We start from the raw sequence: 21,590 nt of genomic DNA on the forward strand, positions 1-21,590 counted from the left end.
CGTCAGGCATGGAGTATGTCGCTCGCCGAGAGGTGCGCGACCCCCTTCAACAGGATGGTGTCCGCCGCATCGATCGTGATCAGGGTATCCGCCGAGTTTGCCGGCGAGACGCTCACATGATGCGCCATCCAATCGGAAATGTTGCTGGTGGTCACGACCGCCGTCAGATCGATGCGGTCCGCACCGGAAGTGAAGTTCACGATCGTGTCGTGGTTCGAGTTGGCCGCGAACACGAACTGATCGTGCCCAACCGTTCCGAAGAACACGTCCTTGCCGGTCGTCCCGGTAAGGGCGACATTGCCCAGCTGCCCTTCTTCGCGGAGATTGAAGATCAAATTGAGCGTGTCGGTCGCACCGTGACCGTCGGCCACCGTCAGCGTGACCTTGTCGGTCGCAGGTTCCCCGCTGCCTTCATTGTAGGTCACGGTGCCCAGCATCGCATTGATGCTGGCAAGAGAACCCGAGCCCGACGACGGACTGACATTGCTGCCCGACGCCGCGGTGCTCGCGTGAAACGTGAAGGTTTCACCGGCAGCAGCGTCCGCATCGGTGATCTTGAGGCCGTGAACGACGATTTGCTCGTCGTCCTGCTGGATCACGCTGATATTGTCGACGTTGAGCACGGGCGCATCGTCCGCACCGGTCACGCCCACGGTATAGGTCGCAGTGGTGACGGCACCGTGCACATCCTTCAACTGGACGGTGAAAGCATCCGAATAGGAGCCTTGAGGCAGCGCATTGATCGAGGCGGCATCGGGGACGTAGGTGTAGCTGCCGCTGGCGCTGATGGTCAGCGAACCGTAATGCCCCGTGACGGTGCTCGTTGCCTGACCATGCCCATCCAGCACGGCGTAGTGCAGCGTTGCAGTTTCGCCGGTGTCGGCGTCGGTGCCGGCGAGCTGGCCGGTAAGGTTGGCGAAGCTATCGGTGGCGGCCGTGTCGGTGAGCTTTCCGAGGCTGCCGTTGGACAGGACCGGCGCATCGTTGGCGCCGGTGACATTCACGGTGAATGTCGCCGTGCCGATCGCGCCATGCACGTCGGTGGTCTGCACCGTGAAAGTATCGATATACGAGCCCGCCGAGAGCGCGTTGATCGCCGTGGCGTCGGGCACGTAGTCGTAGGTGCCGTTGGCGTTGACCGTCAGCGAGCCGTAATGGCCTGTCGCCGTCCCGTGACTATCCGCATTCAGGACAGAATAGGTCAGCGTCGCCGTCTCGCCGCTGTCGGCATCGGTCCCGACCAGCTTGCCGGTGGGACCCGGGAAACTATCGGTGGCGGCCGTGTCCACGAGCGGACCGGTGGTCACGTCGACCAGCGTCGGCGCGTCGTTCGCGCCGGTGATGGTGACGATGACCTGGGTCGTGTCGGTCTTGTGGCCGTCGCCGAGCGTGATGGTGGAGACGACCTTCACGGTCTGGTCCTTGCCGAGGAAATCCAGCGCGCCGTCGGCGATCGAATAGCTCCAGCCGACCGTGCCGTTGTTCTTGCCGGTCTGCTGCAGCGACAGCGCGTTTTCCAGTGCGGAGATCTCATCCGGCGTCAGCGTCAGCGGAGAATGGTTGCTGTCGAGCCAGGTCACGTCCTGATGGGTGATCGTCGCCGTCGGCCGATCGGTCAGATCGATGTCGGTGAAGGCGATCGAGCCGGTCGCGGCCGGCGACGGATCGAGCGTCGGGGAATTGGTGTGGTCCGCAAGCTCGGAGAAGCTCGCGGTCAGCGTCGCGTTGTCCGTGGTGAATTTCGGCGCGTCATCGGCGGCCTTGACCGTGATGAGCGTGTGACCCGTGCCGTCATTGCTGCCAGCAAAGGTCGCGTTGCTGTAGTCGGCGCCGGTCAGGACCAGGCTGATGTGGTGACCGTAGGCGTCGGAGATCGTCAACGTGCCGCCGGTGCTGGCGTCGGCATTGGCGACATAGACTGCGCTGGTGCCGAGGCCGTAGTCGATGCTCGACAGGTCGATTGTGTCGGTCGCGGACAACGCCGCTATCGAGCCGCCAAAAGTCTGCGTATCAATCTGAAGATGGGCACCGTCGCCGGCGAGCGTGATCGTTTGCGATACCGTGTCCTCGACCTTCAGGAACGCGCCGGCATCGACGGTGACCGAGCCTGAGCCGGACAGCGAACCGAACAGCGTCAGGTGCCCGTCATGGACCTCGATGGTGCCGGCATTGGCGATGGTGCCCGAGATCGACGCCGTGCCCCAGCTGTCGATGTCGTTGTCATTTTCGATGCTCAGCCCGGTCCCGGAAATCGACGCACCGTGCAGATCGATGGCACCATGGTTGACGATCGACGACGCATTGCCGAACACGCCGCTGCCGGCAACCGTCCAGGCGCCGCCTGCCTTGTTGTTGAACGTGGCGGTTCCGACCGAGATGTTGCCGTTGATGTGGCCGCTGTTGTTGATCGTGATCGCGCCGCCGGTCTCGACAATCGCATAGGTCGTCGAGATCACGCTCGCGGCGGCGGGCCCGATGGTGCCGGAATTGTCGATCAGCGCAGAGGCGGTCGTGTTCTCCTGGATGTAGATCGCCGCCTGTGCGCTCGGAGCCACGATCGAACCGGTATTGGCGATGTGCGTCGAACCAATCGCACCGTCCTCGTTCTGCGTGACGCTGATGCCGGCCAGGCTCGTGCTAGTGATATCGCCGCCGTTGACGATGGTGACGTTGCCCGCGCCAACGGCAAGGACGGACAGTCCGACCGCGCCGGTGGCGGAGCCTTCATTGGTGACGCTGACATTGCCGCCGCCGTGGTCGAAGGCGCCGATTGCGGTGCCGGCGGCCGTGATCGACGACAGCGCGCCGGTCGAAACCGTGACGTTACCGGCGCCCCAGGTAAACGCCTCGATGCCGTAGCCGGCATCCGCAGTGATCTTGGCATCGCTGTCGACGGTGACGTCGCCGTTGACCACGCTCGAGAATGTGGCATTGCCACCCGGCTTGTAGCCGGCAATGATTCCGCCCGGCGTGCCGCCGTCGTTGTTCAGGGTCGAGCCGGAATGGATCGTGCCATGCGCTTCGACGGTGATCGTGCTGTCCAGGCCGCTCCCGATACCGGTCGCATAATTCACTGCGACGATGCCGGAGCTGCCCGAGGTCACGACGCTGCCGACCTCGGTCGTGACGGTCTCGTTGCCCGCGCCGTAGCTGCGCGCCCGGATGCCGTAGATCGAGCTGCCGGTGACGTTGCCGCCGGCATCAATGGTGACGTCGCCGTCGCCCAGCATCGTCGCATCGATGCCATAGGCACCGCCGACCGCGCCACCACGCTGGGTGATCGAAATATCACCGCCATTGGCGGCGTTCAGGTTCTCGACGAGAATGCCTTCCGAATTCACGCCGGTGCCGGTCGCCTTGCCGGTGACATTGTTGATCGTCATGGCGCCGACGCCAGTTGCGCTGTCGCGCAGCGTGATGCCGTTGCCGGCAAGGCCTGTGATGTCCTTTGTCGCCGTCAGCGAGATATTGCCGACGCCATTCTGTGTGACGACGACGCCGTTGGCCGCACCGGTCAGAGTTCCTGTGGGCGTGAGAACGATCTTGGCGGGCGTGGCAAGCGAGCCGCCCGACGCGGTGAAGTCGAGTGCGTCGCCGCCTGACGTCGTGATGTCGGCCGCGCCCGTGATCGTGAATGCACCGCCGGTCGACGACTGGCCGGCGATGGTGCCGGTAAAACTCTGGCCGGCGACCTTGTCGAGCAGAAGCTTGTCGGTGCCGCCGGCGAAAGTCACGGTCTGCGCCGTCGCTCCCGCCAGCTCCAGCGTCGCGCTGTTGTCGATCACCAGCGAGCCTGCGCCGGCAAGACCGCCGGAGAGATTCAGTGTCCCCGCCTGCACCTCGATGGTGCCGGTGTTGGTCACCGCCGCCGAGATCGTGTTGGAGCCGGAGACGCCGTAGAGATTGCCGGAATTGTTCAGGCTGCCGCCGTTGATCGAAACGCCGGTCAGATAGAGCTTCGAGGTGCCGTCGACCGTGACCGTCCCGCCATCGTTGGTGACGCTGAGGGTCGAGAGTTTCAGAATGCCGCCACCGATCGCCTTGATATCCGCGGTGTTGACGATCTGCTCGCTGGAGATGTCCAGCTCGCCGCCATTTGCCTGGATCAGCTTGTGATTGGTGAGGGAGTGGAGCACGGTCGGATCGATCGTCAGCGTGCCGCTGGTGACTGATATCGTGCCGGTGTTGGTGACGTCGGCGTCGGTGATGGCGCTCGTGCCGATGGATTCCAGCGTGCCGGCGATCGTCAGCGTGCCACCCTTGACGGTTGCGCTGGAGAGATCGAGCGTCGAGCCGGACTCGATCGACACCGCGCCGCCGGTGTTGGTCACAATGTTCGAGATCAGCTTCAGCGTACCGTCGTTGATCGCGGCCAGCGTCCGGGTGTTGGTGACGGCTTCGCCGTTGATGTCGAGCTCGGCGCCATTCGCCTGGAGGGTGCCGCCATTCGTGATCGCGGTGGTGGAAGTCGTCGCGACCAGCTCCAGCACCCCGCCGATCGCCTCGATCAGATAGGTATTCGAGATATTCGCGTTGGTGATCGTCGTCGTGCCGGTCGAATCCAGCGTGCCGGAGACGGTCAGCGTGCCGCCGGTCAGGCTCGCGCCGTTCAACATCAGCTTCTTGCTGTCGTCGACCTTGACCGTGCCGTGATTGGTGATCGCGGTGCCCGCAACAGTGGCATCGCCGAGCGTCAGCGTGACATCGCTCTCGACCGTGACAGCGCCCTTGTTGAGGGTCGCATTGCCGTCGATGGCGCTGTTGCCGGCAACGTCAATCGCGCCGCCCGACGCGCCGCTGTAATTGTTGATGGTGCCGCCGGTGATCTCGGTGCCGGAGAGCGTCAGCGTCTTGCCGTCGTCGACCGTCACCGTGCCTTTGTTGGTCACGACGTCGTTGAGCAGCATCGCGGGGCCGGCGATCTCCAGCGCGCCGAAAATGGCAACGGTGCCGCCGTCGACTGTGACGGCGTCGGCGACCAGTGCCGCCCCGGCATCGACCTGCACGGTCCCGCCGGCATTGGCAATACTGGTCTTCAGCGCCAGCGTTCCGCCGGAAAGCTCGATCGTGCCGGAATTGGCGATGGTTGTCAGGGTATCGATTACACCACCTGCGGCCAGCGTGAGCGCGCCCGCGTTGGTAATCGTGCTGGTATTGGTGACGACCTCGCCGGTTTTGCGGGTGATCGTCTCGACATCGATCGCGCCACCGACGAAAACGTCCCCATCGGCAGCGTTGGTAAACTTCGCGTCGGCATTGAGCGTGAGCGTGCCCGCGATCGTCAACGTGCTGTGGTTGATCACCTCCGGCGCCGTGTGGTGCAGCGTCGTGTCGTAATCATCCATTATCAACGACCTGCCGAACGCCGCCGCATCGATCGTGACGGGATAGGACGGCGTCAGTCCGTGCAGCTGGTCGGTGATGACGATGACGTCATCGCTGCTCGTCGGCACGGTGCCGGTTTCCCAGTTCGCGCCGTCCTTCCAGAAGCCGCCCGAGGGCGTATTCGTCGCGATCCACACAACGGCAGGAGCATCGGTGCCGGTGATCGTGACCGTAACGGTCTGGTCCGAAGTCGCGCCTTGCGAATCCTTGACCGTCACGGTGTAGGTCAGCGTCAGCACCTCGCCCTTCGGAATGAAGTCGGCGAGGTAGACCGGGATATCCTTCAGGGACCAGTTGATCGATCCCGTGCCGGTCCCGGTGCTGTCGTGACCGGATGTGATCGAGACCAACAAGGCCCCCGCGAGGAAGTCGGAGATGGCCTTGGGGACCGTGCCGCCGGGCAGGACCGCACTGAATTTGGACACCGACACCGTGTGAGTGTCGGTGAGATCGACATCCGTGAAAGTCAGCGTGCCCGACGTCGGCACCTCGGTGGTGAGCGGCCCACCAGGGATGCTGGTGCCGCCGGCAAAAGTGATGGTCGGGACGCTGGTCGTGATCACAGGCTTGTCGTTGGTGCCCGTGATCGTGATTGTGATCGTGATCGGAAAGGATTCAGGGTTGACCGCGAAATTATCGTTGACGAGGACCGTGTAGGTCAGCGTCAGCGTTTCGCCGGCCGCCAGGAAGTCGAAGACGTGGTCGGGGATCGTGTATGTCCAGACCGCCGAGCCGTTGTTGGTGTTGGCCCCGTCGGGAACGACGCTGATCTGGATCTGCGTCGCCGCGATGTCCTGCTTCTGCAGAGCGGTGAGCAAGCCGGTGACATCCTGCTGGCCGGCGTTCTGGTAGACAAAGTTCGGCGCCTGGGCGAGATTCACTGAAACCGTCGGCCGGTCGCCGATATTTTGATCGACGAACGTAATCCGGCCGGACACCGTGTCAGGACCCACGGTATCGCCGGTCGTGTCAGAGTGGTCGGCGGTCGTGCTCGCGTGTTCGGCCAGCTTGAACGCCGCCGTGACATTGCCGTTGAGATCGAGGGTACGCGCCTGCGGGGGGCCGGGAAAACGCTCGGCCGCCTTATCCGCCCCGCCCTGCGTCTGGCCGTTGCCATTGGTGTTGCCGGTGTTGGTGAAGGTCGCCTGTGCGGTCGCGCCGCTCGCCGTCTTGATCAGGACGTTGTTGCCGTCCTGCGTGATGGTGTCGGTGAAGTTCGTGGTCAGCTTGGTGTTGGTGTTGTTGTCCGTGAACTTCAGCGTGAACACGTCCGTGATCAGCTTCTGCACGTCCGGCGACAGCAGCGCATTGGTGACCGAGACGTTGCCGCCGCTGATCTGGATCATCTGGCCGGCCTGGTTGACCGTCGCGATCGGCAGCAAAGTCAGCTTGTCGAACAGGATGTAGGAGCCGGTGGTGCCGTTCGGCTCGACCAGCACCTGGAAGTTCGCCTGCGGCTGCGGATCGCCGCCACCTGAGGGAACGACGAAATTGATCTCGGTCAGCACCGCCGTGCCGCGGATGCCCATGGTGGCGACCGGCGTATCGATCTTCATGTCGCCATGCTTGGCGGTTTCGCCGGCCACGAAGGTGATGGTGCCCGCGACCAGGCTGAGCAGCGAGGAATTGTTCGACCCGTTGGGGTCGTAGACCATCTCGTTCAGCACCATCCGCGCGTTGGAGGACAGGCCGAACACGGTGCCGTCGATGAAGGTCACGCCAAGCGTCGAATCCGAGCCGGTCGCAACCACGTCGCCCTTCTCGACGTTGTCGCCGTTGTTCAGAATGACGGAGACGCCGTTGCGGATCGCGGTCGCGCTGCCGGTTAGTTTGGTGACATGGCCAATGACCTGCGCCGCGGCGGCGCCGGGCGCGGCCTGCGCGTACTGAACGTAACCCGTGAGCGCGCTGACGATGTCGCCGGTGAGATGGGCGCCGTCGGGCGAGGCAATCGCCGCGCGCTTGTCGCCCCTGAAATAATCGTGAACGACGAATTCATGGCCGTCGTGCGACAGCACGAGATCAAGACCCGTGCGCTTGAACTCGCCGTTAAAGATCAGGTTGGGGTCGGCAATGACGACCGCGCCTTCGGGCACGTGGCCATGCGCCTTGGCTGTAAAGGAATCGACGTGGTCTGAGGCAGCCGGGCGGGAACCCGGGCCAACCAAAGCGAGCGCGGCGTCAAATTTGCCAGCGTAATTCAATCAAGCACCGAAAAAGGGTTAATTATTAAGAAGTAATCCACCGCCTAAGCTTGCATATCATTACCAAGTCCTTAGCGAAACCATCTATTGCTTGTGTGATTTCGCATCACTTGACCGTCCGGGACTATGCCTACAGCGACATCCATAGATAAGCTCAGGTATTTTTCCGAATATTTTGGGGTCGAATCCAGCTTATTGCGCACATTTTCAGTCGTCTAAAGTAATCAGCCGCACTGATCTGGCGGCAGATACTTGCGTCATCTTTTCTTCGTGGTTCCCCGCAGCATCCTGCGGCAAATACGGAGTTAAATCTGTGATCCAGCTAACAGAACCCGTGAAATGGCCGGTCATTAGCCATAGGCGCAGAATCGGCGCGCCCACAACTTCTGCCTGCAATTGCCGCCATTTCGCGGCGGCGCGGGCTCTCCTAACCGGCGAATCGTAAAATTTTACGCAATTTGCGTAGGCCCGCTTCAGCCTGACCCACGGTTTTAGGGCCCCGCCCAAGCGCGTTAAGCAGAACAAAACGGCCCGCCTCGCACTATCTCCGCGAAAGCAACAAGCCCGGCACGTCAAGGTCGAAGGGACCTGGTGAAGCCGGATAAGGGGATGTCAGATGGAGACCGCTGCTCGCTCGCGCGCCTGGCGCGCTATCCTTGTCCTGTGCGGATTGATCCTGTTCGGATCGGCTGCCGATCTTCGTGCCGGCACATTGCTGTCGCCGGGCGCAGGCGTGCTCGTGCGCAAATCGGCCGAGCCGTTCGGCATGTTCGCCTTCGCCATTTCCACCGGTGGCCTGCGGCAGAAATGGTTCGGGCTGAAAGAGAAGCTCGACGACGACATGGTGCAGCTCGCGCTGTGCGATGGCGACCGCGACAATTGCGCCTCGCCCTCGGCGCTTAAATTGCTCGCCATCGTCGACCAGGCCCGCACCCGCGACGGCCGTGCGCTGCTCGGCGAGACCAACCGTGCCATCAACCTCGCCATCCGCGCCGAAAATGACGGGGCCGAGGACATCTGGAGCTCGCCACTCGAGACCTTCCAGCGCGGCGCCGGCGATTGCGAGGATTACGCCATCGCCAAGCTGGCCGCGTTGCGGCTTGCCGGTGTCGCCGCGGAGGACCTCCGCATCGTCGTGGTGCGCGACACCCGCAACGGCGAAGGCCATGCGGTCGCCTCGGCAAAGCTCGATGGCCACTGGCTGATGCTGGACAACCGCCGCATGGCGATGGTCGAGGATGACGACGCGCGCAACTACCAGCCGATGTACGTGCTCTACCAATCCGCCGTGCTGAAATATGCCGGCGAACCCCTGCGGGGCGAGAGCCAGCGGGTGTCGATGGTGTCGGCCGAGGCCGACGCGCGCTGACCTCGCCGTAACCACCCGCCACAAATCCATTTCGCCGCGCGATCCGGAACGCTAGCATGGCCGTGGCCACGCTGGGGGATAATTGGAATGCGGATGATCGTGCTGACTGTGCTTGCGCTGCTGGCATTACCGGCCGCACCAGGCTTCGCGCAATCCGGCACATCCGAGCGCTCCGTCGCCGACAGGCTGCCGCTGTTCGCCAGGAACAACTGCCAGCGGATCCGCGACCCCGGCAATCAATTGTTCTGCGGTGATGCAGAGCTTGCTGCCGCCGCAGAGAGGCTCAGCACCGCAATCGAGGCGCGGCTTGCCCGCCTGCCCGATCGCCTGCCTGGAATCGAGGAGAATGCGATCTGGATTCGCCAGCGCAATCTCGGCTGCGGCATCGTCGGCCAGACCGCGATCCGCGCCGATGATTTCGGCCCGGTGAAGGCCTGCCTTCTCAAGGTGACAGACGATCGCGCCACGATCGTGCGCGATCCCGATTTCGACTGTCTTGCGGCCAACACCGCGGCCGGCGCACTGATCTGCGCGGACCCATCGCTGGCGCTGACCGAAACCGAGCTGAACAGCCAGGTGCTTGGTCTGATCGGCAAGCTGGACCCGACCGCGGCGCGCTTTGCCTTCGCGGAATACGGTCGCTGGACGCGAGAGCGCGATCGGAAGTGCAATCTGGTCGGCAAGGAAAACGTGCCGCTTGCCGAGCTCGAATCCGCGGAAGATTGTCTCGCCGACTATCTGAAGCGCAAGACCGACGAGATCACCGCTGCCAAGGGCGATCCGAAGAAGGTGTTCGGCCGGCAGGTCGCGGCCAGGGAGCCCGACACCGACGCCGTCGATTTCTGCGCCGCGCGGATCCACGCCGCCCATTCGTGCGGCAATTTCCTCCGCATCAACCGCGTCTACGCGCTCGACAGCCAGGTGACGGATCAGGAGGCGCAGGTCACCGGCGAGATCGAGATGGTCGTGCTGGCGCCCTTCACCGCCTGTAGCAAGGTGGCATCGAGCTGCACCGGCACCTGCTGGGACCCCAGCACCGGCCGTCCGCAACCGGGAGCCGGCGACAAAGAGCGCGCCACAGCAGCCTTCAACGTCACGCGCCGCCTGAGGATCCAGCGGACCTTTGCTTTCGTGAAAGCTGCCGACGGCTGGCGCTGCCGCGAAGACGAGCTGGCGCCGGTCAACTCGGGCAACGCGGGCGGGGGGTCGTAGCAGTGCTCTCACTTACCCTACCCTGGAGGGGGAGGGTCGCTACACATGCAGCGAAGCGGAATGCGTAGCGGGGTGGGGTGACGGTCTCTCCACAACGAGCACTGCCCGTGTTGAGAGATCACCCCACCCCGCTCGCGCTTCGCGCGATCGACCCTCCCCCTCCAGGGGAGGGTGAAAGCGAAGCCATCAAAACATCAGATTGTCCTTCACCAGCACCCAGCGGCCGCCCTTGACCTGCTGCACCTGGGTGATGGTGTTGGCGAGGTTTGCGCATCTTGTGTCCAGCCGCCACGCAGTCGTTTCGCTGCGTTAGCGCCATTTGTCCCGCGTCAATTCAGCCTGAACGCCCGAGCGCTGTCAACAAACGGTGATTTGCCTTTAGTCCAAGGCGCAGTCGAAGTCGGGTGCCGGGTTTTGCGGCAGCGCGATTCACGGTGCCGAAACATCTTCGGGTCATGGTCGCGACCAATGCAAAACCGGATGGTGTGGCCGTCATGAAGCCGGACAGCTCGGCGCTCGAAGTCCGAGGGTTAACGAAGCGTTTTGACCGTTTGGCGGTCGATAGCCTCGATCTTACCATTCATGCCGGCGAATTCTATGCGCTGGTCGGCCCCAACGGCGCCGGCAAGACCACCACTTTGCGCATGGTCGCAGGCCTGTTGCGGCCCGACGACGGCGGCGTCTCGATCTTCGGCATCGACGCGCTCGAGAATCCGGTCGCGGCCAAGCAGGTGATGGCGTGGGTCTCCGACGAGCCCATGATCTATGACAAGCTCACCCCGCTCGAATATCTCGAATTCGTCGCCGGGCTCTGGGGCATCGCGCCGTCGGTCTCGAACCCGGTCGCCGAGGAACTCCTGAGCTCGCTCGGACTTGAACCGCACCGCCACGAGCGCTGCGAAGGTTTCTCCAAGGGCATGCGCCAGAAGGTGGCGCTTGCCGGAGCGCTGGTCCACGATCCTCGCCTCATCATCCTCGACGAGCCGCTGACCGGCCTCGATGCCGTCTCCGCCCGCCATGTGAAGGGCCTGTTGAGCGAGCGCGTTCAGGCCGGCTGCACCATCATCATGACCACGCATATTCTGGAGGTGGCCGAGCGCATGGCCGACCGCATCGGCGTGATCGCCGCAGGCCGCCTGGTCGCGGAGGGCACGCTGACCGAACTGCGCCAGCAGAACGGCCACGCCGATACCAGCCTCGAAGACCTCTTCATTGCGCTGGTGACGCTCCAGGAAGCCGCATGAGCTCGGCGACCGCGCTTTCGTGGTTTGCCCGTCACGAGCTTCGGCTCGCCTGGCGCGAATGGTTCGCCATGATGACGGGCGGCCGGCGCAGGCGCGCCCGTGCCGCCGTCATCGGCCTGCTGTTCTTCGCGGCACTGCTCCATGTGCCGGCCTGGGCCGTGATCGGCCGCTTCGCCAATCTGCAACTGCCGCTCGACAAATCCTCGCTGATCGTGATTTCGGCGACGATCTTTCTCGCCTGGACCTTGATGCTGTCGCAGGCGATCGAATCCGTGACGCGGGTGTTCTACGCCCGTGCCGATCTTGATCTCATCATGTCCTCGCCGGCGACGCTGGCCAATCTGTTCTCGGTGCGCATTGCCGCGATCGCGCTCACCGTGACGGTGATGGCGCTGTTGTTCTCGACGCCCTTCATCGACGTGCTGGTGATCGGCGGCGGCGCACGGTGGCTTGCGGCCTTCGGCGTGGTCATCGCGATGGGCCTGTCGGCCGCGGCGATCGCGATTGCCGTCACTATCCTGCTGTTTCGCCTGATCGGCCCGGCGCGGACGCGCTTCGTCGCCCAGATCCTGGCCGCGATCATCGGCGCGGGCTTCGTGATCGCGCTCCAGGTCGCCGCGATCATCTCCTACGGCACGCTGTCGCGCTTCACCATCCTGACTTCAGGCACCCTCGCCGCCCACGCGCCCGACGTCGACAGCATCTGGTGGTGGCCGGCGCGGGCGACCATGGGTGACAGCGAGGCGCTGCTGTGGCTTCTCGCTCTCGGGCTGGTGCTGCTCGGATGCGTCATGGCGATCTTCTCGGGCCGCTTCGCCGACACCGCGATCGACGCCGCCGCCTACGGGACATCGAGCCGCAAGCGCGCAAAGGAACGGCCGTTCCGCGGCGGTTCGCGACAGCAGGCGCTGCGGCGCAAGGAGTTCATGCTGCTCTGGCGCGATCCCTGGCTGATCTCGCAAACCCTGATGCAGCTGCTTTACCTGGTGCCGCCGGCGCTGCTGCTGTGGCGCAGCTTTGCCGACAGCTCTGCGGCGTTGACGCTGATCTCGCCGGTCATCGTGATGGCCGCGGGTCAGCTCGCCGGCGGGCTCGCCTGGCTGACGATCTCCGGCGAGGACGCGCCCGATCTGGTCGCGACCGCGCCGCTGACGCCCTCCAGCGTCATCCGCGCCAAGATCGAGGTGGTGCTGATCGCGATCGCCGTCATCTTCAGTCCGCTGGTTGCGGCCCTGATTTTCGCCTCGCCGTTCCAGGCTGCGATCACGGCCACCACGATCATCATCAGCGCGGCCTCCGCCACGGCGATCCAGCTCTGGTTCCGGGTCCAGGCCCGGCGCAGCCAATTCCGCCGCCGCCAGACCTCATCGCGGCTTGCGACGTTCGCCGAAGCCTTCTCCTCGATCGGCTGGGCCGCCACCGCCGCGCTGCTACTCACGCTTCCGGTCGCCGGAATCGTTAGCGGCCTGATCACCGCGGGCCTGGTTGCGATCACATGGAGGTTCAGCCCAAGGCGGGAGTGAGGGTTACCGATCTTGAAAGTAAGGGGAAATTGCCTTACTTATTAGAGATCTCAAGGATTGAGGGATCCCAATGAGCACGCTCACCGTCACTGCAAAGGGGCAGGTTACGCTGCGAAAAGACCTTCTGGAGCACCTTGGTGTGCATCCGGGCGACAAGATATCGATAGAAAAGCTTCCTGGAGGTCGAGTTGAGGTAAAGGCAGTTCGGCCCACCGGTAAGATATCGGATGCTTTCGGCTTCCTGAAAGGAAAGACGAACGGTCGATCACTGTCGATCGAAGAGATGAACGAGATCGTGGCTGACGGCTGGGCTGGCAAGCGATGAAGATAACACCCGACACGAATGTCCTGGTACGAGTTCTAGTCGGGGATGATGTCGAACAGAGCAAGGCGGCCGAAGCCGTTGTCAAGAAGGCAGACGTCGTAGCCATCTCGATCCCCGCGCTGTGCGAGTTGGTTTGGGTCCTCTCACGAGGCTACAAAACTTCTGCTGAGAATATCGCAGCGTCCATCCGGCACCTCATCAGCGCCTCCAATGTGGTCGTCAACCGAGCCTTAGCTGAGGCTGGGTTGGCACTCCTCGATGCTGGCGGCGATTTTGCTGATGGCGTGATTGCTCATGAAGGTTATTGGCTTGGCGCCGAGACCTTCGTTTCGTTCGATAAAAAGGCCGTGAAGCTAGTAGAAGCAAGCGGCGGATTGGCGCGGCTGCCGTAGCAACACATGACGTCGCGCAAATTCGACGATACAGTCCTCGGATCGCCGGATGCGCAACGGATGATCGCGTTATGACTCGACTGGTCCTGACGATCTTTGCTTTCTTCGGTTTGCTTCTCTCCCCTGCCGTCGCCCAACAGCCGCAACAACGCAGCGAATGCCTGGCGATGGCGAATGCGGCGCCTCGCGCGATGCCGGTCGCCTTCCGGCAAGCGGCCGCCGCGGCCGAAGTCGAGATCACCTATGCTGGCCACTCCACCTATTTCGTCGACACGCCGGGCGGCGTGCGCATCGCGACCGACTACAGCGGCGCCTATCAGGTCGGCCGGCTGCCCGACGTCGTCACCATGAACCGGGCCCACAGCACCCACTATTCTCTCAATCCCGACAAGCGCATTCCCCACGTGCTGCATGGCTGGGGCGAGGACGGCAAGCCGGCCATCGTGTCGGAGCGCATCGGCGACACCTTCATCCGCAACGTCACGACCGACATCCGCCGCTACTTTGGCGACGATTCCGGCGCGGACATGATCCGCGACGGCAATTCGATCTTCATCTTCGAGGTCGCGGGCCTCTGCATCGGGCATCTCGGCCATTTGCACCACAAGCTCGATGAGAGCCATTTTGCCCAGATCGGGCGGCTCGACATCGTGATGGTGCCGATCGACGGCACCTACACCATGTCGCTCGACGGCGTCTCGGAGATCACCAGGCGGCTGCGCGCCTCCGTGGTGCTGCCGATGCACCGCTTCGCCACCCCGCTCGACGAGTTCATGCGCCGCATCGGCCAGCAGTTCGAGATCGACCGCCGCACCGAGCGCTCCTTGCGGATATCGCGGGATACACTGCCGTCGACGCCGACGGTGATCATCCTCGACGGCGTCTGACGCGCAATTTTCTCCAAGTCGGCTGTCGGCCGGTCGTGCTGATCTCCACACGACAGGAGATCGACATGACCGACTTCGCGAGATTGTTGCATGCGAATGGACCCAACCCCGAGCACGCGGCGGCGCTTCAGCTCTATGGCCGCTTCGTCGGGGATTGGGATGCCGAGATCACCGCCCACGGTGCTGACGGAACGACACACACCGCACCCGGCGAAATCCATTTCGGCTGGGTGCTGGAAGGACGCGCCGTCCAGGACGTCTGGATCATTCCCCGCCCTGCGGGTGGCGCGGCCTTTCCAATCGCCGGCAATTGGTACGGTACGACGCTCCGCGTCTACGATCCCTCCATTTCCGCGTGGCGGATTTCCTGGTTCGATCCTGGACGCAGTGTGTTCCGTCAGCAGATCGGCCGTCCGCGCGGTGAGGATATCGTGCAGGAAGGCACGACCGAAGCCGGAGACCTGACGCGCTGGAGTTTCGTTGAAATTACGGACAACTCCTTTCACTGGCTCGGCGAGGTCAAGCCCGGCTCGGTGACCGATTGGCGGCTGGTGGTCGATGTCAGGGCGATCCGCCGGGCGGCGGTCGTTGCCGGCGCAGGCTAGGCGGCCGCAGCTTCTTTCAACGGCTTCGGGTCGAAAGAGGGACTGCCGCGAACGATGCGTCCGGCTTCCACGCCGAGGGAAACGCAAACTTGCCAATAAGCGCGATGTCATGCATGCGACAAGGGGCCGGGATTTTCATCCCGGCCCCTCTCCGTCGTGGCCGCTGGGAAGCGTCCTTGAATAAGATTAGCCGGCACCCATCAACGTCGCGGGGCGGCGCTCGCCGGGCGAGAGGAACATCCGCTTCAGCTTGTTGACGACGCGAACCATGAAGCCAATGACGGCCGGGTTGGTCTTGCGGCAGAAGGCGATCTTCTTGACGTGGCCTTCGACATGCCATTTGGCATGCGCGCCATCGCGGAAGAAGATGACATCGCCGACGCCGTAGCGCTTCGGCGGGAGCCCGTCGCTCTCGATCACGATCGATCCCTCCAGGATCATGATCGTCTCGTCGAAATCATAGTACCAGTTGAAGCGGCCTTCGGTGCAGGACCAGATGATCGTCGAGGAGGTGCCGTCGGCGCTGGTCGACAGGATGTGTGAACGCGAGACCGGGTTACCCTCGATGATCCAGGCCGGCTCGATCGGCCGCAGCTCCAGATCCACATTACAACTACCGATTTCAATCAATGCCCGCGACATCTGCTTCCTCAGGAGGTACAATATGATTAACCGGGCTCAATCCCGGATTGTTTCGAAAGATGTTGGCAACGCTAGTAGCCGGTTTTTAATTCTTCCTTACGCAGGCCCCGACAATCAGCCGCAAGTTGCAGATGCGAAGCGGTTAACGTCGAGATCTCCCTGCAAATTCGCGCACATGAACCCATCTTTTCCGGGGTGCGACAAAGTGCGCGAAGCGACCCAGAAGGAGCCCCATCGATGCCCCTGACCCCAGAGGTTCTGACAGCCCAAGGCGAGGTCGTCGCCTGGCTTGGCGGCCTCGATGTCTCGTTCGCGCCGGACGAGGAGCCCTGGTTCACGATCGACGGCGTCGAAAGCATTCAGCAGATCGGCAGTGACGGCTCAGGCGGCGCCGTCGTGCTGCTACCGTCGCAAAATGTGCTCTACGTCTCATCGGAGGGACGCGCGGGCGTTATCGCCGACAATTTCGAGGCGTTCATCCAGCTCGTCGTCGCCCGCCCCTATTGGCTCGACATCCTCAAATTCTCCGTCGGCGGCGATCTTCAGGAGATGCGGCGCGCGGCGGATGCGCTGGAGGCGACACTCGACGACGAGGACGACGTCAACGAGGCGAGAGAGGAAATCCGCATGCGCCTCAATCTGCCCGGGGCGGACGATCCGGTCGGCGCGCTCTATGAGGCGGTTGCAGCTTCCGACGCCATCGTGCGGGCCACCGACGGCAGCCCGTTCACAACGCTGTTCAACCGCTTCAGCATCGACAACAATCCGATGCTGCGCGACGCGGCGGCGTGAGAGGAAGAGAGACTGTCGCCGGGGTACTCAACTCTCCCCAGCGGCGAGAGGTGAGCAAACTACTTCGCCCACTCGCCCTTGCGGAACACCGGGACCTTGCTGCCGTCGGCCAAAATGCCGTCGATGTCGGTCTCGGCCGAGCCGATCATCCAGTCGATATGGATCAGGCTCTGGTTGCCGCCTTGCGCGGCGATCTGCTGCGGCGTGAGCTGCGCGCCGTTGATGAAACACTTCGAGTAGCACTGGCCGAGCGCGATGTGGGACGCCGCGTTCTCGTCGAACAGCGTGTTGTAGAACAACAGCCCGCTCTGCGAGATCGGCGAGGAATGCGGCACCAGCGCCACTTCGCCGAGACGGCGCGCGCCTTCGTCGGTGTCGAGCACCTTGTTCAACACCTCCGCGCCGCGCGCGGCCTTGGCGTCGACGATCCTGCCATCCTCGAAGCGCACCGCGATGTTGTCGATCAGCGTACCCTGGTAGGACAGCGGCTTCGAGCTCACGACATGGCCATAGACCCGCCGGCAATGCGGCGTGGTGAAGACCTCTTCGGTCGGAATATTGGCGTTGCAGCTGATGCCGTTCTTGGAGAGCGAGGCACCGCCCTCCCATTCATGGCCGTCGGCGAGCCCGATGGTGAGATCAGTACCGGGACCCGAATATTGCAGCGCGCGGAAACGCTGGCCGTTGAGCCAGTTGGTGCGCTCGCGCAGCACCGCATTGTGGCTTGCCCAATTGGCCGGCGCGTCCTCGCGATCGACGCGGGACGCTGCGAAGATCGCGTCCGCGAGCTTGCCGACTGCGACCTCTTCAGAATCGTTCGGGAAGACCTGCTTCGCCCAGGACGGACTCGGATAGGCAATGATGTTCCAGTTGGTGTCGAAATTGACGATCTTTTCCAGCGCAGGTTGATAAGCGATGGAATTGGCCTTGCTGGCGCGCGCGACCTTGGAAGCATCTTCGCCCGACAGCAGCATCGGATTGTCGCCGACGATCGCAAGACGCGCGGTGTTGTTCGAGAACGCCTTCGCCATGCCCTCGTAGAGCCAGTTGGCGGCGCGATCAAAGCTGTTGTCGTGGCCGTGGCGGTAGCGCGCCAGCGTCATCTCCTCGTCGGAGAGGATCGGCGTCACGATGCCGGCGCCGGCCTGGTAGGCGTGCGCGGCAATCCGGCGCACCAGCGGCAACGCGATCGCAGGTGCCGTCAACAGAAGGTCCTGTCCCGGCCGCAAGCCCAGTCCCACCTTCACCGCCACCTCGGCCAGCCGGTCGAGCTTCACAGGATCGATGGAAGTGGCGAAATTGCCTTGATCGGTCATGCCGGGTCCTCTGTCGAAATCTCTCGCTCAATCTAAGTCTAGCATCACGAGACACAAGTGCGCGAGCGTCTTGCTGCCTGTGAAGATACGGAGTTTCGCGCAGTTTGGTTTTCAACGCGTTGCCGATTTCAGCACCCGGTCGACCATGGCCGGCGCAAGACCGAGGTAATTTTTCGGTGAAGTGAGGGCCTCGATGCCGGCGCGATCGATTTGGGCCGCGACGCGCGGATCGGCCGATAGTGCGTCGGCAAGGCTGATGCCCTTCTCGTTGGCGAGCCGGCAGGCGTCGTAGACCACGTCGTGCGCATCCTGCCGGCCGATCTGCGGCGCGAGCCCCATCATGACCGCTTCGGCCACTATCAGGCCGCGACTAAGGGCGAGGTTGTCGTTCATCTTGTTCTCGTCCACGATCAGGCCCGCGAGCGCGAACTTCGCCTGGTGCAGGGCGCCTGCGGTCAGCACGAAACTCTCGGGGATCGCCATCCATTCGGCGTGCCACGGACCGGTGGCGCGCTCGAAATCCTGCACCATGGCATCGAGCATCAGGCCCGCCTGCTGGCGCACGGCTTTGGACGCGGCCAGCATCAGCTCCGAGGAGATCGGGTTGCGCTTCTGCGGCATGGTCGAGGAAGCGCCGCGGCCCTTGACGAAGGGCTCGTAAACCTCCGCGAATTCGGTCGAGGCCATGATCATGATGTCGAGCGCAATCTTGCCGAGCGAGCCGGTGACGAGCGCGAGAAAATTCACGGCTTCCGCAAAGCCGTCGCGCGCGACGTGCCAGGTCGAGGCGGGAACACCGAGCTTCAGCTCGGCGCAGAGTGCCTCCTGCACCTCGAATCCCTTGTCGCCGAGCGAGGCCAGCGTGCCGGCCGCGCCGGCGAACTGCCCGACGAGAACGCGCGGTTTCAATTGCGCCAGACGCTCGGCGTGGCGATCGAACATCGCAAGCCAGATCGCGGTCTTGTAGCCGAAGGTCACCGGCAGCGCCTGCTGGAGATGGGTGCGGCCGGCCATCGGCGTGTCACGATGACGCTGCGAAAGATCGGCGAGGATTTTTCGCAGCTCGGCGATATCGCGTTCGATGATCTCAAGCCCCGCGCGCAGTTGCAGCACCACGGCGGTGTCCATGATGTCCTGCGTGGTCGCGCCCCAATGCACGTAGCGGCCGGCTTCGCCGCATTGTTTCACCATCTGATGCACCAAGGGGAGGATCGGATAGCCGACGATGTCGGTCTCCTGCCGCAGCAGATTGAAGTCGAGTGCGGTGACATCGGTCCGCGCCGCGATCTGCTCGGCGGCCTCTCGCGGGATCACGCCGCATCGCGCCTCCGCCTTCGCCAGCGCCACCTCGACCTCGGCATAGCGCGCAAGCAGCGCGACGTCGGAGAACACCGCGCGCATCGCGGGCGTGCCGAATGCATCGCGAAACAGCATGGAGTCGAGCACGGTGGTCGAGGCGGGAAAGGCGGGCATGGGCGTTTCTTTGCGGCTGTTGTTTGGTGTGGGGGTAGCTTACGCAGGTTGCGGCGTTCGGCAATGAACATTCACTGTTCGATACACATTCAATGACATGCGACGACCTCACACCACGCTTCACACCCGCGAGCTCCGTCATCCGAGGTGCGAACCATGTGACGCAACGCATCGCGTGGAGAGCCTCGAAGGATGCACGGCCGAGATAGCCGGGCCGTCTATTGTTCGAGGCCTCCGCTAAGCTCCGGCACTTCAGATGACGATGTAGTTCGCAGCTCGGAATGACTGCGGCACTCGCCAGCATCTGTCCAAACTTCAATTCAGCGCGCTCCTCCGATTGCATCATCACTTGCCTGCGGCGCGAGATCCGGCCAAAACCGTCGCATTCCAGCTTCAGGTTGTATTCCTCCCCGCAAATGGCATAGCAGCCATCCGGCGATTGCAGTGAACCGGGCAGACCTTTCGGCGGACTCACAAACTTCAGGGCGAAATCCATTTTGATTTCATCATTGTCTGAAGTCGTTGTGAGGCCCGAGTTTCGACGTGCAGTTTCTTTTCCGGGACCACCTTCTGGACACCGACTTGCGCGAGCTGAGCCGCGAGCAGGTTCCCGTTTCCGTGGAACCGCAGGTCTTCGACCTCGTCGTCCATCTCATGGAAAACCGCGACCGGGTCGTCAGCAAGGACGAGCTGATCAACAAGATCTGGCACGGCCGCAGCGTCTCAGAATCGACCTTGACCAGCCGGATCAATGCGGCGCGCAAGGCGATCGGCGACAGCGGCGCGAACCAGGCGCTGATCCGCACCATCGCGCGCAAGGGCTTTCGCTTCGTCGGCAGCGTCGAGACCAAATCCGGGGCGGCAACGGTGGAACCGCCCCGCAGCGTCACAGCGCAGCACCCCTCGCCTGCGCTGCCCGACCGCCCCGCGATCGCCGTGCTGTCCTTCACCAATATGAGCGGCGACCGCGAGCAGGACTATTTCTCCGACGGCATCAGCGAAGACATCATCACCGCATTGTCAAAACTGCGCTGGTTCTTCGTCGTCGCACGCAACTCCTCCTTCGTTTACAAGGGCCGCGCCGTTCATCTCCAGGAGATCGCGCGCGAGCTCGGCGTCCGCTATGTGCTTGAGGGCAGCATGCGGCGAAGCGGCGACCGCGTGCGCATCTCCGCCCAGCTCAACGACGTCTCGACCGGCGGCCATCTCTGGGCCGAGCGCTACGACCGCGAGCTCGCCGACATCTTTGCCGTGCAGGACGAGATCACCGAAGCCATCGTCGCCGCGATCGAGCCGCAGCTCTACGCCGCCGAGAGTTTTCGCGCGCAGCAGAAGCCGCCGGGCAGCCTCGATGCCTGGGACTTCGTGATGCGCGCGCTGTCGCATTACTGGCGCATCACGCGCGAGGACAATGCGTCGGCGCAGGCGCTGCTCGAGCAGGCGATTGCGATCGATCCCGCCTACGGCAAGGCGCTCGGCCTGCTCGCGACCAGCCACATCTTCGGCGCTCATATGGGCTGGGCTGATATGGCCGCGATTGTCCCGGTCGCCGAACGCGCAGCACTTGCCGCGGTGGAGGCCGATCGCGACGATGCCTGGGCCCATCACGGGCTCGCCTATACCTATCTGTTCCGCCGCCGCTTCGACGACGCGCTGGCGGAATTCGAGCTGGCGCTGACGCTCAATCCGAATTTTGCAATGGCGCACGCCTTCTACGGCGTCACGCTGTGCTACGCCGGACGATGGCAGGACGGCGATGCCGCGGCACGTCGCGCGCTGCAGCTCAGCCCGCGCGATCCCCTTGCCGCGATCTATTGCGGCGTCGCGGGCTACGCCCAGTTCATCGGCCGCAATTACGAGGACGCCATGCAGATGGCACGGGAATCGATGCGGCAGCGGGCCGATTTTGTCGGCGCGCATCGCGTGCTGACGGCGGCCGCCGGCATGTCCGGTGATCCCGCACTTGCCGCTGCCGCCCTGGAAGGGTTGCGCCGAACCCAGCCCGGCATCTCGCTCGCCTGGATCACGCGGGAATTGCCGATGCAGCGGGAAGAAGACCGCGCGCATTATCTGGAGGGATTTCGACGCGCGGGGATGAGGTAACGAATATCTCCCTCTCCCTGCACGCGGCAGGGCAATCGCATATGAAAACTTGTCCCTGCGGCCATCCTTCGAGACGCCCGCTTTGGGCGGGCTCCTCAGGATGAGGGCGGAGTATGCG

The 21,590-nt window shown here is 63.6% G+C and carries 14 protein-coding genes; 10 read left to right on the forward strand and 4 right to left on the reverse strand.

From position 1 onward, the window contains the following. Window positions 1-2: 2 nt before the first annotated feature. Window positions 3-7,481: a VCBS domain-containing protein gene (locus YUA_RS0111040; RefSeq protein ID WP_245285135.1), complete on the reverse strand. Its 7,479-nt coding sequence runs from the start codon at window positions 7,479-7,481 to the stop codon at window positions 3-5. A gap of 724 nt (window positions 7,482-8,205) precedes the next feature. Between YUA_RS0111040 and YUA_RS0111045 the strand changes: the two genes are divergently transcribed. The 8 genes from YUA_RS0111045 (at window position 8,206) to YUA_RS0111080 (ending at window position 15,146) form a co-directional block, all read left to right on the forward strand. Next, on the forward strand, window positions 8,206-8,958 hold the full coding sequence (locus YUA_RS0111045) for a transglutaminase-like cysteine peptidase (RefSeq protein ID WP_027530746.1): 753 nt from the start codon (window positions 8,206-8,208) through the stop codon (window positions 8,956-8,958). 87 nt (window positions 8,959-9,045) lie between these two features. Continuing rightward, window positions 9,046-10,170: a lysozyme inhibitor LprI family protein gene (locus YUA_RS0111050; RefSeq protein ID WP_027530747.1), complete on the forward strand. Its 1,125-nt coding sequence runs from the start codon at window positions 9,046-9,048 to the stop codon at window positions 10,168-10,170. 494 nt (window positions 10,171-10,664) lie between these two features. Beyond that, window positions 10,665-11,414, forward strand: a complete 750-nt coding sequence (locus YUA_RS0111055; RefSeq protein ID WP_027530748.1) for an ABC transporter ATP-binding protein — start codon at window positions 10,665-10,667, stop codon at window positions 11,412-11,414. Then, window positions 11,411-12,937, forward strand: coding sequence for a hypothetical protein (locus YUA_RS0111060; RefSeq protein ID WP_027530749.1), 1,527 nt, complete (start codon window positions 11,411-11,413; stop codon window positions 12,935-12,937). The genes YUA_RS0111055 and YUA_RS0111060 overlap by 4 nt, the downstream gene beginning before the upstream one ends. A 70-nt stretch (window positions 12,938-13,007) precedes the next feature. Continuing rightward, a complete protein-coding gene (locus YUA_RS0111065; RefSeq protein WP_027530750.1) occupies window positions 13,008-13,262 on the forward strand; it encodes an AbrB/MazE/SpoVT family DNA-binding domain-containing protein in 255 nt (84 codons plus the stop codon). Beyond that, the gene (locus YUA_RS0111070; RefSeq protein WP_027530751.1) at window positions 13,259-13,654 is read left to right on the forward strand and encodes a type II toxin-antitoxin system VapC family toxin; all 396 of its coding nucleotides are present in this window, start codon (window positions 13,259-13,261) and stop codon (window positions 13,652-13,654) included. Before YUA_RS0111065 ends, YUA_RS0111070 begins: the two co-directional genes overlap by 4 nt. Before the next feature lie 71 nt (window positions 13,655-13,725). Then, window positions 13,726-14,541 (forward strand): MBL fold metallo-hydrolase, encoded by an 816-nt coding sequence (locus tag YUA_RS0111075; RefSeq protein WP_027530752.1) that lies wholly within the window; start codon window positions 13,726-13,728, stop codon window positions 14,539-14,541. A gap of 65 nt (window positions 14,542-14,606) precedes the next feature. Further along, window positions 14,607-15,146, forward strand: coding sequence for a hypothetical protein (locus tag YUA_RS0111080; RefSeq protein WP_027530753.1), 540 nt, complete (start codon window positions 14,607-14,609; stop codon window positions 15,144-15,146). A 186-nt stretch (window positions 15,147-15,332) separates the two neighbouring features. Here YUA_RS0111080 and YUA_RS0111085 read toward each other — a convergent pair whose 3' ends face one another. After that, window positions 15,333-15,788: a cupin domain-containing protein gene (locus YUA_RS0111085; RefSeq protein WP_027530754.1), complete on the reverse strand. Its 456-nt coding sequence runs from the start codon at window positions 15,786-15,788 to the stop codon at window positions 15,333-15,335. Between the two features lie 237 nt (window positions 15,789-16,025). On the opposite strand from YUA_RS0111085, the gene YUA_RS0111090 reads away from it, so the two are divergent. Beyond that, on the forward strand, window positions 16,026-16,580 hold the full coding sequence (locus YUA_RS0111090; RefSeq protein WP_027530755.1) for a hypothetical protein: 555 nt from the start codon (window positions 16,026-16,028) through the stop codon (window positions 16,578-16,580). A gap of 59 nt (window positions 16,581-16,639) precedes the next feature. On the opposite strand, the gene YUA_RS0111095 is transcribed toward YUA_RS0111090, so the two are convergent. Then, complete coding sequence (locus YUA_RS0111095; RefSeq protein WP_027530756.1) at window positions 16,640-17,896, reverse strand: aminopeptidase; 1,257 nt, start codon at window positions 17,894-17,896, stop codon at window positions 16,640-16,642. A 111-nt stretch (window positions 17,897-18,007) separates the two neighbouring features. Continuing rightward, the gene (pcaB, locus tag YUA_RS0111100) at window positions 18,008-19,369 is read right to left on the reverse strand and encodes a 3-carboxy-cis,cis-muconate cycloisomerase (RefSeq protein WP_027530757.1); all 1,362 of its coding nucleotides are present in this window, start codon (window positions 19,367-19,369) and stop codon (window positions 18,008-18,010) included. Between the two features lie 543 nt (window positions 19,370-19,912). Here pcaB and YUA_RS0111105 point away from each other — a divergent pair. Next, window positions 19,913-21,472 carry a winged helix-turn-helix domain-containing protein gene (locus YUA_RS0111105; protein WP_027530758.1) on the forward strand — a complete coding sequence of 520 codons (1,560 nt, stop codon included), beginning with the start codon at window positions 19,913-19,915 and terminating at the stop codon, window positions 21,470-21,472. Window positions 21,473-21,590: the final 118 nt, after the last annotated feature.

It is taken from the genome of Bradyrhizobium sp. WSM3983, assembly GCF_000473045.1.
GTDB lineage: Bacteria > Pseudomonadota > Alphaproteobacteria > Rhizobiales > Xanthobacteraceae > Bradyrhizobium.